Below are 12,984 nucleotides of genomic sequence, written 5' to 3'. Positions count from 1 at the left end.
ATTTCCATTCCCGGCTGGATGGCGCCTGTAGAGCCCACGCGTATGAAGGTGTCCGCTCCAATGGCAGCCAGCTCCTCAATCGCTATGGCCGTTGATGGGCCACCTATTCCCGTAGAGGTGACGCTTATTGGAACGCCTTTGTATTTTCCTGTGTGCGTCCTGTACTCCCGGTGGAAGGCGATTTCCCTCGCCTCGTCCCAAAGCGAGCTTATCTTGGGAACCCTCTCCGGATCACCGGGAAGGAGAACGTACCTTGAAACGTCACCGGGCTTGCAGGCTATGTGGTACTGCATCCCTTCCTCCGTCTGCGGTCTTTCAGCTGAAACGAACTTTTTCATAACCATCCCCCTCACTAAATCTCCCAAAAACCTATATATGTTCTTCCCCATCATCGGGCGGTGGGAGTATGAAGATTAGGATTTCATACGGGACCGCGATTCAGATGGGCCTTAAGAGGGGCAGGATGCTCGCGAGGCCCTTCACAGCTTACCTTATGACTTACCACGACGGTCGTTGTAGGAACAACTGCGCCTTCTGTCCGCAGGCGAGGGAGAGCAACGCCGATGTAAAGCGCCTTTCAAGGGTTACCTGGCCGGCCTTTGAGCTCGAAGATGTTTTGGATGGCCTCAAACGGGGGAACTTCGCGAGGATATGCCTTCAGACCATTGACTATCCCGGAATGGTTGAGGATGTTAAGGAGCTCCTTAAAGCCTTCCAGCCCCTCAATCTACCCACCTCCGTCTCGATAACCCCTGTGCCCAGAGAGACGCTCGTGGAGTTGAAAGAGCTCGGCGTTGACTACATCGGCGTTGGGCTCGACGCCTCGGCCGAGAGGATATATCCCATCATCAAGGACTCCCTCTACGGCTGGGATGACATGTGGGCATTCACACGGGACGTTCTGGAGGTCTTTGGGCCCGGCAGTGCCTTCGTGCACATAATAATAGGCCTGGGAGAGACGGACAGGGAGGCCCTCGAGACCATCCAGAGGGTTTACGACATGGGGGGAAGCGTCTCCCTGTTTGCCTTCACACCGATAAAGGGCACGCGCCTCGAGTCCCTCTCTCCTCCGCCTCTCGAGCGCTACCGCAGAATACAGGCCGCCCACTACCTCATAAGGAACGGCCTCGCCCGTGTTGATGAGCTCGAGTTTGATGGTGAGGAGCTCGTGGGGTTCAATGACCTGAAGGAAAAGGTTGACCCTGTGGCTTTCATGACCCACGGATGCCCAGGCTGCAACAGGCCGTATTACAACGAAAAGCCAGGAAAAGAGCCCTACAACTTCCCAGCACGGCCCGAAAAAGGAGAAGAATTACTCAAAAAGTTCCTCTAAAATGGCTGCGAGCTTTTTATCGCCTATGGCCGAGGCGATCTCCCTCGCCTCTTCCCTCTTTCCCGCGGCGAGCATCGTGACGGCAAGGACGAAGTTGTAGAGGTCCGGACGTTCCTTCATCTGAACCAAAAGGGGATCCATGTTCTCGGCGAGCTGGGGGAGGGCCTCGTTGTGCTTTATTATGTAGAGGACGTGTTTCATCCGGTTAACGCCCTGTTCGTAGAGTGCCGTGCCGTAGACGTGCTTGAGTGCCCTCATTGAGCACTTGAAAAATCCCCGGTAGTTGTTCTCCTCGAAAAAGACGTCCCCAAGCTTGAAACATGCCTCAAAATAGGCCTCGGGGAACCTTCCCCTGCTGAGCTCCATAATCCTGTCGAATTTTCTCTTCGCGCTCTCGTAGTCCTGATTGTTAAGGGCCTCGTAGGCCTCCTTAAAGAGGGTTGATATCTCCGTCTCCATTCTCGCTCCCCACATACAATTGGGGCGGGAAGTATATTAACCTATTCCCCGAGGCTCTCCAGAAAGGCCTCCTCAAAGGACGGCCACACCTCATCCCATTCCTTCTTCACGCGCCACTTCCTCTCAAAGGAGTTCAAGAGCACCCTAAGGTCGCGCTCAAGGTAGAACCTCGCCTCGGGAAATGCGGTCGTGACGTACTGGGGCCAGTCTATTATGAGTATGTCCCCATCGTCGCGGAGGACTATGTTGTAGAGGCTCATGTCCGAGTGCACTATCCCGAAGGCCACGATTTTGCGGTATTCTTCGAGTATTCTCTCGAGTATCTCCTCCGCCTCCTCCGTGGTCAGGTCCGTGTCCCTCAGATCCACGAGCTCAACGCCGTCTATGAACTCCATGACGAGGACGTGCCTGTTCCACGCCACGGGCTCGGGTACCTTTGCTATGGGTGAGAGAAGCCTCAGTGCCTCGTACTCCCTCTCCGCAACCAGGCGGGAGACGTAAAGCCACGAGATGTGCCTCTTGTCCTTAAACTCGTTCCTGTAGAGCTTTATCTTGGTGAAGCTGGTTCTGCCTATGCGGTTGAACTTGACCGCCACCTCCCGGCCTTCTGGCGTTATTCCAACGTAAACGTCCGCCTCTTTCCCCACGCCGATCTGCGTGGTGCTTATTGCCTCTATCACCCCTTTCTTCGAGAGCGCCCTGATGGCGAGGGCGTCGTAACCGTGGCTCGTCAGCTGGTAGCCTATGTAGCCGAGGTCGCTCCTCCTCATCACGAGGCCCCAGTTATCGAGCTTCCCCAGTCTGTGGGATACGCTCCCTATCTCCATGCGTGTGAAGCTCGCTATTCTCTCCAGGGGCACCCACTCGTAGTGCCGCATATTCAGCTCTACCCCTCTAAGCACGCGAAAGTCAACGTCCTTGAGCTGGGGGTAAACCTCTAGGGCCAGCAGTTTGGTTACCATCTTCGCTCCCGGCTTAAACTCCCATCAGGACTTTTAAATAATGCGGTGCTTCACTTCGATACATTTTTAAACGCACAACGTCCAGTCTAAACCATGAGGCGACGGCTCCTCATCGTACTCTCCCTCGGATGGATTTTCAACTATGTGCACAGAATGATAGTCCCGCCGCTAATCCCCCTCATCAAGGTAGAGTTCGGGATAAACAACGCTCAGGCGGGCCTCCTCATGACGTCGCTCCTCCTCCCCTACGCGCTCATCCAGGTGCCCGCCGGCTACCTCGGCGACCGCTTTGGGAGGAAAAGGGTTCTCGTGATGAGCATACTGGGCTATTCCCTCTCAAGCGCCCTGATGCTCTTTGGGAGAAACTACTGGCACGTAATAGGCTTTAGGGCCCTCTATGGCCTCTTTGCTGGCCTATACTATGCACCCGCAACGGCCCTCATCAGCGAGGTCTACGGGAGGAAGAAGGGCTCCGCCCTCGGCCTGTTCATGGTTGGACCGCCCGTAGGAAGCGGTTTAGCACCGCTGATAGCCCTTCCTGTAGCGCTCTCCCTCGGATGGCGTTGGGCCTTTGTCGTCACGTCCATCGCGAGCGCTCTAATCGGGCTGGCCCTCCTCTTCGGCGTTCGCTGCGATACGAAAAGGGGTGAGAAGGCAAAGGCCACCATTCCGAGGCACCTGCTCCCGCTTGGGGTGGCAAATTTTGCAATTCTCGCCGCTTTTTTTGCCACCTTAACATTTCTGCCCGATTTCTTCGTCAGCATGGGCCGGAGCGTTGAGGAAGCATCCCTCTACTTCTCGGCCCTCTCGATAGCGGGCATAGCGGGTTCCCTCGGTGGGGGTGCCCTCTACGACAGACTCGGCAGAAAGAGCACGGAGATGGCCATAGGACTCACCGCACTCCTGATTTTACTCCTGACAGTTAGCACCCTCCCCCAGGTTGTGCCCATCCTCGGCGTATTCTTCTACGCCATCGGGCCGATCGTTACCGCCTACACCGCCGAACTTGCCACGGATGAGAACAGGGGTTCCGTCATGGGCTTCGTGAACATGGCAGGCTTCTTTGGAGCAACGGTGGGCCCCTACTCCCTGGGCCTTCTTATAGATGCCTTTGGTTACAAGATGGCTTTCCTCGCCCTTCCGGCCCTCTACCTTCTCGCCCTCGGTATAATCATGAAAGAAAAGAGGTAGGGAGGCTCAGCCGTACATTACCTCGTGTATGGCTATCTGCTGGGCCAGCTTCTGCTCGCTTCCAAGAACCTTGTCTATGGCCTTAAGGAAGTCCTCGTGGGTAACGTACTCCCTCCTCGCCCTTATGGCGAACATTCCTGCCTCGGTAACGATGGCCTTGAGGTCGGCACCGCTCGCCCCCTCCGTCATTCCGGCGAGGGCTCTGAGGTCAACGTCCCTGAGGTTCATCTTCCTCGTGTGGACCTTAAGTATTTCAAGCCTTCCCTCGAAGTCCGGTAGCGGAACCTCTATGAGCCTATCAAACCTTCCGGGTCTCAGGAGTGCCGGGTCGAGTATGTCCGGCCTGTTGGTGGCCGCTATGATTTTGACGTTGCCCCTCGGGTCGAAGCCGTCCATCTCAGCGAGGAGCTGCATGAGCGTCCTGTTTACCTCTCTCTCGCCGCCTGTCGTTTCGTCCATCCTCTTTGCTCCCACCGCGTCAATCTCGTCTATGAACACTATGGTAGGAGCCTTCTCCTTGGCAAGCTCGAAGAGCTCACCCACGAGCCTCGCCCCCTCGCCTATGTACTTCCTCACGAGCTCGCTTCCGACCACCCTGATGAAGGTCGCGTTGACCTCGTTCGCGAGGGCCTTGGCCATGAGGGTCTTACCACAGCCGGGTGGCCCGTAGAGGAGCACCCCCTTGGGCGGATCTATTCCAACCCTCTCAAAGAGCTCCGGATGCTTGAGCGGGAGCTCCACGGCCTCCCTGAGTTCCTTGAGCTGATGCCTGAGCCCACCTATGTCCCTGTAGGTGACCTTCGGTCTCTCAATGACCTCAAATCCAAGGACGCTCGGGTCCTTCTGGCTCGGAAGGAGCTCTATGACCGCCATCGTCCTCTGGTCAAGCGCTACTCTTGAGCCTGGCTTAAGCTTATCGCGCTCTATCCACGGTGCTATCCTGACGACGAAGCGTGGGCCATTGAAGTTCTGCACTATTGCCCTCTCATCGTCAAGGAGCTCTAGGAGCGTGCCTGCAAAAGCAGGTGGCTGTTTCATCCTGGACATCTCCATTCTAAGGCGGGATAACTCGCGCTCCAGTCTCTCCTTATCCGCCTCCAGAGTCCTCACCTGAAGTTCCAGCTGCCTTATGCGCCTTTTTAGGAAGATAACGTAATCATCGTAATTCGTATCCCCAACCTTCACATCATCTTCAAAGCTCATATTTACCCCTCCTATACTTACTATCCCAGAACAGCTTTTAACCTTATCCACTCATAACCCCTTATAAACCTGTTCATTGGGCTGCGCTTAATGTTGCCCCAGCCAGCTAATGGCACGTTTTGTATCTTACGAAACGTTTATTAACAATTAGGACGTATTACAAATAGTATCCGGTGGAGAAGTATATCATAATGTACAATCATGGGGGGCGGGGAATGAGGATAGAGATAAAATTCAAGCCCGAAGGGGAAGGGGCAATCCTGCCGTTCAACTATAACTACGACGTGTACAGCCAGTTAATGAGTAAGATAAGCCTTTCATCTCCGGAACTTGCGGAGGTAATCCAGTCCAATCCCCTTGACTACTTCACGTTCTCGCGCATAATGGTGCGCTCAAGGAAGCTCCTGCCCGACAGGGGAATACAGATTCTATCCGACGATGTCTGCCTTTACGTTTCCTCCTTCTCCCCCGATGTCATAAAGGCCATCGCGGAGGGCTTCATGGAGAACCCCCTCATGCTCATCGAGGATCTCAAGCTCTACGTTTCCAAGATAAAGGTTCTCAAGGAGCCAAAGATACGGGACGGGATGCTCCTCTCAACGCTGAGCCCCATAATAGTTCGCACCATAAAGCTTGAGAACAACAGGATGAAGATATGGGACCTCTACCCCACGGATCCCCAGTACCAGGAGAAGCTGAGAAAAGTCATGCTGATGCGCTACTCCGAGCTGATGGGGGAGATGCCCTCAGAAAAGGACTTCATGATAAGCGTCATAAAGCACAAGCCCGTGAGGATAAAGGTAAAGGACGCGTACTACCGCGGCTCTCTCATCGTTTTCAGGTATTACGGCAGCCTTGAGATTGCGGAGTTCGGGTATGCGAACGGCTTCGGCGACAAGACGCGCTTTGGTTTTGGTATGGTCAAAGTAATAGACGAAGAGAGTAAGCCAGAAGGCCAAGAAGCACTTCAAGGAACCACACCCGAAACACCAGGCCTCTTTCGGTGAGTCTACCCGTGCGCATTATCATCCCCAGAAAGCTCGTGTAGGGAGGGGGACTCAGCGTTCCATCTTCCCTTATTTTTGCCCCGCCACGTGCCTTCCCCTGGAAGCGGACCCTCGTTTTGAGTAGGAAATCAACGGCATGTGGAACCAAGAGTACCACCGCGTAGGCTTCAACGCCCCCTATTATGGCGGCAAGCCCTATGAGGGCCCCAAGGCTCAAAGTGCCCGTATCGCCCGGGAAAACCCTCGCAGGATAGCGGTTCCACCACAGAAGGCCAAGGGCAACGGCCATCCCCGTTAGGGCAAGGAGACGCGCCTCTCCTCCCGTCATGAGGGCAATGAAGGCAAGGACTATGGCGGAAGTGCCGACCTCAAGCCCGTTGAAGCCAGCGAGCATGTTGACGAGGTTGGCCGAGCCCGCGATGAAGAGGACCGCCATGATGGGGAAGAGAAGGCCGAGGCCAATTTCAACCCCGAAGACGTCAACGTTGTGGGAGGGTAGGGTAACAGCGGGTAAAGCGGCAAGCAGTGAGAGCGCCACCTTGTGGCTCTGTTTCAGCGCGACGAGGTCGTCTATAACCCCCACCACACCGAAGAGAAGGAACGTGAGGAGCGCAACGTCGAGGGCACCACCGAGTGCTGGAAGGAGAGCCACGGGCAGGGCAATGAGAAGCGCCAGCCCCCCCATCTCCGGTACCTCCGGTCTGTCGAGCTTGTGGACGTCCCTTCCAACTATCCCCGCCTTCCGCATGAGCGATGCAACGTACGGTGTAAGGGCTAGCGAGAGGAAAAAACCCGCAACCGGTGAAAACCACAGCATTTTTCATCCCCACGGGGTGAAGGAGTGTAAGGTAGATAAACCCTTCGGAACCGGCGAAGGTCATTTAAACCCCATTCCCCTATAGAAAAGCGCGCGTAAAGGGTGAGCAGCATGGACATAAGACTGGTGGTCTTTGACCTCGACGGAACCCTCATAGGGGCGCCAAAACCCTTTCAGGAGATAAAGGAGGAGCTCAGGCAGAGGCTGATATCCCTCGGCATAAGCGAGGAGAGGGTGGGAGACTTAACCCCGATGTACGAGAACCTCGAGAGAATAGCGAAGGAAACCGGCAGAAGCTTTGATGAGCTACACAGAATACTGATAGACCTTGAAGTGGAGCGCATGGAGGAGAGCTATCCCTTTGATGGAGCGAGGGAACTTCTCAGCTTTCTGAAAGAGAACGGTGTAAAAGTTGCCCTGATGACGCGAAGCCCCCGGGAAGCCGCCCTCAAGGCCCTCGAAATGCACGGCCTCATGAGGTTCTTTGACCTGGTCTCCGCGAGGGACGATGTTCCCATCGAGGACGTGAAGCCAAACGAGGGGCAGCTCAGGGCGATCATGGAGGAATTCAGCGTTCCGGCATCGAAGACCGTCGTGGTTGGAGATCATGGCTACGACGTGATACCGGCTAACCGCGTGGGGGCACTCAGCGTCATGATAACGGGCCACGAGAGCGGGAGAATGAGCTTTCAAATCGCGGAGAGGCCCACCTTTGAGGTAAATGATTTGATCCAGGCAAGGGAACTCCTCAGACGCCTCCTCAACGCCTACGTAGTGGTTCCCGCGTACAACGAGGAGAGGACGATAGGGGGCGTGCTCGATTCGCTCCTCGAGTACTTCAGGCCCGAAGAGGTCATAGTGGTCAACGATGGCTCCCGCGATAGAACGGAGGAGATAGCGCGCTCAAAGGGCGTGAGGGTGGTCAGACACCTAATCAACCGCGGCCTAGGTGGGGCCCTGGGGACCGGCATAAAATACGCCCTCCTACGCGGTGCGGAGCTCATAGTAACCTTCGATGCCGACGGTCAGCACCTGGTAAGCGATGCCCTCCGCGTGATGGCCCCCGTGGCTGAGGGGAGGGCGGACTTCGCGGTCGGCTCCCGCCTCAAGGGTGATGTCAGCGAGATGCCCTTCGTCAAGCGCTTCGGCAACTTCGTCCTCGACTCTATCACCGCCCTGTTCGCGGCCAGGTACGTTAGCGACAGCCAGAGCGGGCTGAGATGTTTTAACCGGGAGTGTGCCTCAAAGGTGAGGATAACCTGCGACCGCTACGCCGTCTCGAGCGAGATAATAATCGAGGTCTCAAAGGCCAAGTGCAGAATCATCGAGGTGCCAATAAAGGCGGTCTACACCGAATACGCAATGAAAAAAGGAACCAACGTGCTCGAAGGTATCAAAATCGCCCTCAATCTAATGCTGGATAAGCTGAGGTGATGGATATGTATGTTGCCCAGTACATTGCCTTCGTGATAATAATCGGCCTGATGCTCTACGTCCTCGGCAAGTACGGAAAGAAGGAGTTCGACTGGCGCGATTTCCTGTTCTGGGAGTCGCTCCTGCTCGTGATGCTTATCATCGCAGCCTTTCCAGTGAAGATTTCAATGGAGATACGCAACATCCTCGGCCTCGGAAGGGGACTCGATTCGCTCTTCCTCGTGGCCATAGGCTTTGCCTACATCCTCCTCTTCAAGCTCTACCTGGCAGTGGACAGGCTTGAGCGGGAGATTACGGAACTCACGAGGAACTTCGGGATAGAGATGGAACAGCTGCGGGAGAAGCTTGAAAAATAAAGCTCCGCCGCCGAATTTCATGGCTATGCTCCTTTCATTCTCTTTTGGGCCGCACATTTCACCGAGGAGGCAATCCTTAAATAACCCGGCCCCTATTTTATCAGGGTGATGTCTATGGTGAAGATTGGTATCATCGGCGGTTCAGGCGTTTACGGCGTCTTCGAGCCCAAGGAGACCGTTAAGGTGCACACTCCCTACGGCAGACCGTCGGCTCCGGTGGAAATTGGAGAGATAGAGGGCGTTGAGGTGGCCTTCATCCCGAGACACGGCAAGCACCACGAGTTTCCGCCGCACGAGGTTCCTTACAGGGCCAACATCTGGGCGCTCAAGGAGCTCGGCGTCGAGAGGGTTATAGGGGTTACCGCCGTCGGCTCGCTCCGTGAGGAGTACAAGCCGGGCGACATCGTCATAACCGACCAGTTCATTGACTTCACTAAAAAGCGCGACTACACCTTCTACAACGGGCCGCGCGTTGCCCACGTTTCCATGGCTGACCCCTTCTGCCCCGAGATGAGAAAGATATTCTACGAGACTGCTAAAGAGCTCGGCTTCCCGGTGCACGAGAAGGGCACCTACGTCTGCATCGAGGGACCGAGATTCTCAACCCGCGCCGAGAGCTTCATGTTCAGGCAGTACGCCCATATTATCGGAATGACCCTCGTCCCGGAGATAAACCTCGCTAGGGAGCTCGGAATGTGCTATGCCAACATAGCGACCGTCACTGACTACGACGTCTGGGCCGACAAGCCGGTGGATGCCCAGGAGGTCCTCAAGGTCATGGCCGAGAACAACTACAAGGTTCAGGAGCTCCTCAAGAAGGCCATCCCAAGGATTCCGGAGGAGAGGCACTGCGGCTGTGCCGATGTGCTGAAGACGATGTTTGTCTGATCCTCTTCTTCCGTCACCTTTTTAACTTCCATCGGAAACATAATTCTTTAAAAAGAGGTGATAGTCATGAGCATTCTCATCAAGAACGGACACGTCATCTACGGCGAGAACTTTGATGTCGTTAGGGCGGACGTTCTCATCGAGGGCAACACCATCACCAAGGTCGCCAGGAACATAGACGAGGCCGTCGACACCGTTATAGACGCCAAAGGGAGGGTAGTTTCCCCCGGCTTCGTGAACCTCCACACGCACTCCCCGATGGGCCTCTTGAGGGGCTTAGCGGATGATCTGCCGCTTATGGAGTGGCTCGAAAAGCACATCTGGCCGAAGGAGGCCAAGCTGACGAAGGAAACCATTAAGGTCGGTGCCTACCTCGGCGCCCTTGAGATGATAAAGAGCGGGACGACGACCTTCCTGGACATGTACTTCCACATGGACAAGGTGGCCGAGGCAGTCCTCGAGAGCGGCCTTAGGGGCTACCTTTCCTACGGCATGATAGACCTCGGCGATCCGGACAGGACGGAGAAGGAGCTGAGGGAGGCCCTCCGAGAGATGGAAGCCATAGAAGGTCTTAAATCTGAGAGGGTTCACTTCGTCTTCGGGCCGCACGCGCCGTACACCTGTTCCCTAGCCCTGCTTAAAGAGGTGAGAAAGCTCGCAGACGAGCACGGGAAGCTCATAACGATTCACGTGAGCGAGACCATGAGCGAGGTCGGGAGAATCCAGGAGCGCTACGGAAAAAGCCCCGTTGTCCTGCTTGAGGACATCGGCTTCCTTGGGAGCGACGTCATCATAGCGCACGGCGTCTGGCTCGACAGCAGGGACGTTCAGATTCTGGCCAGGCACGGTGTTACCGTCGCCCACAACCCGGGGAGCAATATGAAACTTGCCAGCGGCGTCATGCCCATAGGAAAGCTCCTGAACGCGGGAGTTAACATCGGCCTCGGCACCGACGGTGCCGCGAGCAACAACAACCTCGACATGCTCGAGGAGATGAAGCTTGCAGCGCTTCTCCACAAGGTGCACAACCTCGACCCGACGGTGGCCGATGCAAAGACCGTCTTCGGGATGGCGACCCTCAACGGTGCCAGGGCACTCCGCCTAAATGCGGGAGCCATAAAGGAGGGCTACCTCGCGGACATCGCCATACTAAACTTCTCCCAGCCCCACCTCAGGCCCGTAAACAACGTGGTAAGCCACATGGTCTACTCGGCCAGCGGCAACGACGTGGAAACTACCATAGTGGACGGAAAGATTATAATGCTCGACCGCGAAGTACTAACGCTTGACGAGGAGAAGGTACTCTCCCTCGTGGAGAAAGCCATGGAGGGGTTGGGTTGATAGGTTACGGTGACATGGTAATCGGTGTTGCATTTCTCGTGGCGTACGTCATTATGTTCTACAGCTACTACACCACGGAGAGGAAATCTCTCCTCTACTACTCCTTCGGCTGGCTTACCCTCGCGATACACCACCTCCGCCCTGCTGACGAGGTGTACAAAATAAGCATCGCCTTCTTCGCCTTCTTCCTGTGGCTGGGCAACATAAAGATGGGGGAGGAGCTCCTCAAGCCCGTCCCCTACCACCTCGAACTGAAGTTCTTCTCGTTCCTTCCGATAGCGGCCCTGCTCTTCCTAACCCCCGCCCACGAAGTGGGGGCCCTTTCGCTGATAGCGGCGTCCATTGTGATTGCCTCGGCCTTTCTGATAATGAGCCGCGAGGGCCAGCTTGTCCAGATAGGCCTGTTGGAGGGAATCTTTGGCGTCATGGCGGGGATCGTTGGCATACTCGGGGAACCAAGGACACTCCACGTACTCTCGAGCCTCGTGGCCCTTCTGGCAGCTTACGTCTCCACGAGACACCTCATCGGCACAACGTTCAAGGGATCCTTCGAGGTTGAGAACGCGCCCCCCGACTTCCCCACCGGAATGGTGGTCCTCCCCACGATATCCCGCGATATCCTCAGGCATGCCCTCGTTTTCTCCCGACGGCGCGATAACGGTCCCAACTGGTTCTGGATAACAAAGGCCACCGAAGAGAATGCCGTCTCACCAACGAACCTGCCGAAAATACTTGACATCGCCCTTAAGTTTATGAGGCGCGCCAGTGACGAGGGCAAGCGGCCCCTCATCGTTGTGGAGGGCGTGGAGTACCTGATACTCGAGAACGGCTTCAACACCGTGGCGAAGTTCCTCTCAACGCTCAGGGACTATGCCATCCTCCACGGGGCCAGTGTCGTGATTCTAAGTGACCTCAAGGGCCTATCCGAAAAGGAGAAGAACTTCCTCCTGCGGCTTGTGGGGAACGAAGAGTGAGGGGATGGGCGATGCTGGAGGTGGTAAGGGGCGACATAACCCGCTTTCCGGCCGAGGCCATAGTCAACGCCGCCAACCGCTATCTGGAGCACGGTGGAGGCGTTGCCTACGCGATAGCAAAAGCCGCAGCCGGAAACGCCCGCGAGTACGTGAGGATAAGCAAGGAGGCCATGCGCGAGCAGCTTGGAAAAGACCACATCGAGCACGGGGAGGTCGTCGTGACACCTGCCATGAGGCTCGAGAAGTACGGCATCCGCTACGTCATCCACACTGTTGGACCCTACTGCGGTGGCCTCTGGGACGAGGGGAAGAAGGAGAAGCTTAAGAGGGCGATCCTTGGGGCGCTGAGGAAGGCGGAGGAGCTCGGTGTTAAGAGCATAGCCTTTCCGGCGGTAAGCGCCGGCATCTACGGCTGTCCGCTTGAGGAGGTCGTGAAGATCTTCAAAAGGGTCGTCGAGGAGTTTGAGAAGGAAGCGAGGAGCGTCGAGAGGGTCTACCTCGTGCTGTACTCGGAGGATACCTACAGAAGGGCTCTGGAGGTCTGCTCCTAACCCTTCGATTTAAAGTCCCACTCGGGCGGTGGGAATGATAACATGGATTCCATGAACATGAACAAAGCTGGAAAAAGGCCTTCACCATGGCTCCCGCTCTTACTGATGTTCCGGCTCGCCTTTCGGTTCATCTCGGCGATGGACACTCTTGGAATAGTGCTCTTTTACAACGTTCCCCTTCTAATGAAGCTACCCCGGCCGAGGTTTACCATCCCGGGCTACATCCTCCTCATGGGTGCCCTGGAAGTTTACCTCGTGGTGACGCTCAGGAGGGGAGTCCTCCCCCTAAAAACCCTGTTGGCTTACTTTGGCGCGGCACTCCTGTTTGATCTACCCTACGCGCCTTTCGCCCATGTTTCGTTGGGCCTGACGCTGTTTGTCATCCCCTGGTACCTGGCAGCCCTGGCGGGCTTTGGGCTTGCTCTAAGCACTGCTCGCAGTTCTTCCGGAGCGTGAGAGGTTCTCCCA

General features: G+C 56.0%; 15 protein-coding genes. 10 read left to right on the top strand and 5 right to left on the bottom strand.

Features of this window, described 5'->3' with window-relative positions:
- On the bottom strand, positions 1-338 hold a 338-nt coding region (locus PFER_RS11750; protein ID WP_048152718.1), incomplete at its 3' end, for a phosphorylase family protein.
- 68 nt (positions 339-406) lie between these two features.
- On the opposite strand from PFER_RS11750, the gene PFER_RS11745 reads away from it, so the two are divergent.
- Positions 407-1,333, top strand: a complete 927-nt coding sequence (locus PFER_RS11745) for a radical SAM protein (protein ID WP_048152635.1) — start codon at positions 407-409, stop codon at positions 1,331-1,333.
- Here PFER_RS11745 and PFER_RS11740 read toward each other — a convergent pair.
- Entirely contained in the window at positions 1,313-1,792 is a 480-nt protein-coding gene (locus PFER_RS11740; protein WP_052696248.1) for a hypothetical protein, read from the bottom strand. The genes PFER_RS11745 and PFER_RS11740 overlap by 21 nt on opposite strands.
- Before the next feature lie 41 nt (positions 1,793-1,833).
- Entirely contained in the window at positions 1,834-2,754 is a 921-nt protein-coding gene (locus PFER_RS11735; RefSeq protein WP_048152632.1) for a serine/threonine-protein kinase RIO2, read from the bottom strand.
- A 93-nt stretch (positions 2,755-2,847) separates the two neighbouring features.
- Between PFER_RS11735 and PFER_RS11730 the strand changes: the two genes are divergently transcribed.
- Positions 2,848-3,945, top strand: coding sequence for an MFS transporter (locus PFER_RS11730; RefSeq protein ID WP_048152630.1), 1,098 nt, complete (start codon positions 2,848-2,850; stop codon positions 3,943-3,945).
- A 6-nt stretch (positions 3,946-3,951) separates the two neighbouring features.
- Here the strand turns inward: PFER_RS11730 and PFER_RS11725 are convergent, their stop codons facing one another.
- Positions 3,952-5,148, bottom strand: a complete 1,197-nt coding sequence (locus tag PFER_RS11725) for a proteasome-activating nucleotidase (RefSeq protein WP_048152628.1) — start codon at positions 5,146-5,148, stop codon at positions 3,952-3,954.
- A 215-nt stretch (positions 5,149-5,363) separates the two neighbouring features.
- Here PFER_RS11725 and cas6 point away from each other — a divergent pair, with 215 nt between their 5' ends.
- Positions 5,364-6,155, top strand: a complete 792-nt coding sequence (cas6, locus tag PFER_RS11720) for a CRISPR-associated endoribonuclease Cas6 (RefSeq protein WP_048152626.1) — start codon at positions 5,364-5,366, stop codon at positions 6,153-6,155.
- On the opposite strand, the gene PFER_RS11715 is transcribed toward cas6, so the two are convergent.
- A complete protein-coding gene (locus tag PFER_RS11715) occupies positions 6,070-6,972 on the bottom strand; it encodes an MraY family glycosyltransferase (RefSeq protein ID WP_048152624.1) in 903 nt (300 codons plus the stop codon). The genes cas6 and PFER_RS11715 overlap by 86 nt on opposite strands.
- A 111-nt stretch (positions 6,973-7,083) precedes the next feature.
- On the opposite strand from PFER_RS11715, the gene PFER_RS11710 reads away from it, so the two are divergent.
- From PFER_RS11710 to PFER_RS11680, 7 genes are all read left to right on the top strand, one after another.
- Positions 7,084-8,406, top strand: coding sequence for a glycosyltransferase (locus tag PFER_RS11710; RefSeq protein WP_048152618.1), 1,323 nt, complete (start codon positions 7,084-7,086; stop codon positions 8,404-8,406).
- Entirely contained in the window at positions 8,406-8,762 is a 357-nt protein-coding gene (locus PFER_RS11705; protein ID WP_342666403.1) for a DUF2304 domain-containing protein, read from the top strand. The genes PFER_RS11710 and PFER_RS11705 overlap by 1 nt, the downstream gene beginning before the upstream one ends.
- 114 nt (positions 8,763-8,876) lie before the next feature.
- Positions 8,877-9,650 (top strand): S-methyl-5'-thioadenosine phosphorylase, encoded by a 774-nt coding sequence (locus PFER_RS11700; RefSeq protein ID WP_048152615.1) that lies wholly within the window; start codon positions 8,877-8,879, stop codon positions 9,648-9,650.
- Positions 9,651-9,716: 66 nt separating this feature from the next.
- Entirely contained in the window at positions 9,717-10,991 is a 1,275-nt protein-coding gene (locus PFER_RS11695; protein WP_048152613.1) for an amidohydrolase family protein, read from the top strand.
- Positions 10,988-11,965, top strand: a complete 978-nt coding sequence (locus PFER_RS11950) for a DUF835 domain-containing protein (RefSeq protein ID WP_052696247.1) — start codon at positions 10,988-10,990, stop codon at positions 11,963-11,965. The genes PFER_RS11695 and PFER_RS11950 overlap by 4 nt, the downstream gene beginning before the upstream one ends.
- Before the next feature lie 11 nt (positions 11,966-11,976).
- Positions 11,977-12,516, top strand: coding sequence for a [protein ADP-ribosylglutamate] hydrolase (locus PFER_RS11685; protein WP_048152610.1), 540 nt, complete (start codon positions 11,977-11,979; stop codon positions 12,514-12,516).
- 42 nt (positions 12,517-12,558) lie between these two features.
- Positions 12,559-12,972, top strand: a complete 414-nt coding sequence (locus PFER_RS11680) for a hypothetical protein (RefSeq protein ID WP_048152608.1) — start codon at positions 12,559-12,561, stop codon at positions 12,970-12,972.
- Positions 12,973-12,984 lie beyond the last annotated feature (12 nt).

Source organism: Palaeococcus ferrophilus DSM 13482, assembly GCF_000966265.1.
In the GTDB taxonomy this organism is placed as follows: Archaea; Methanobacteriota_B; Thermococci; order Thermococcales; family Thermococcaceae; genus Palaeococcus; species Palaeococcus ferrophilus.
Note: the sequence above shows the minus strand (reverse complement) of the source record. Positions and strands in the feature narration are given on the sequence as shown.

Coding starts and splice junctions, on each gene's coding strand:
- PFER_RS11715 (WP_048152624.1), bottom strand. CDS start 6,972: ATGCTGTGGTTTTCACCGGTTGCGGGTTTTTTCCTCTCGCTAGCCCTT.
- PFER_RS11680 (WP_048152608.1), top strand. CDS start 12,559: ATGGATTCCATGAACATGAACAAAGCTGGAAAAAGGCCTTCACCATGG.
- PFER_RS11685 (WP_048152610.1), top strand. CDS start 11,977: ATGCTGGAGGTGGTAAGGGGCGACATAACCCGCTTTCCGGCCGAGGCC.
- PFER_RS11745 (WP_048152635.1), top strand. CDS start 407: ATGAAGATTAGGATTTCATACGGGACCGCGATTCAGATGGGCCTTAAG.
- PFER_RS11700 (WP_048152615.1), top strand. CDS start 8,877: ATGGTGAAGATTGGTATCATCGGCGGTTCAGGCGTTTACGGCGTCTTC.
- PFER_RS11740 (WP_052696248.1), bottom strand. CDS start 1,792: ATGGAGACGGAGATATCAACCCTCTTTAAGGAGGCCTACGAGGCCCTT.
- PFER_RS11735 (WP_048152632.1), bottom strand. CDS start 2,754: ATGGTAACCAAACTGCTGGCCCTAGAGGTTTACCCCCAGCTCAAGGAC.
- PFER_RS11705 (WP_342666403.1), top strand. CDS start 8,406: ATGGATATGTATGTTGCCCAGTACATTGCCTTCGTGATAATAATCGGC.
- PFER_RS11695 (WP_048152613.1), top strand. CDS start 9,717: ATGAGCATTCTCATCAAGAACGGACACGTCATCTACGGCGAGAACTTT.
- PFER_RS11710 (WP_048152618.1), top strand. CDS start 7,084: ATGGACATAAGACTGGTGGTCTTTGACCTCGACGGAACCCTCATAGGG.
- PFER_RS11725 (WP_048152628.1), bottom strand. CDS start 5,148: ATGAGCTTTGAAGATGATGTGAAGGTTGGGGATACGAATTACGATGAT.
- PFER_RS11730 (WP_048152630.1), top strand. CDS start 2,848: ATGAGGCGACGGCTCCTCATCGTACTCTCCCTCGGATGGATTTTCAAC.
- cas6 (WP_048152626.1), top strand. CDS start 5,364: ATGAGGATAGAGATAAAATTCAAGCCCGAAGGGGAAGGGGCAATCCTG.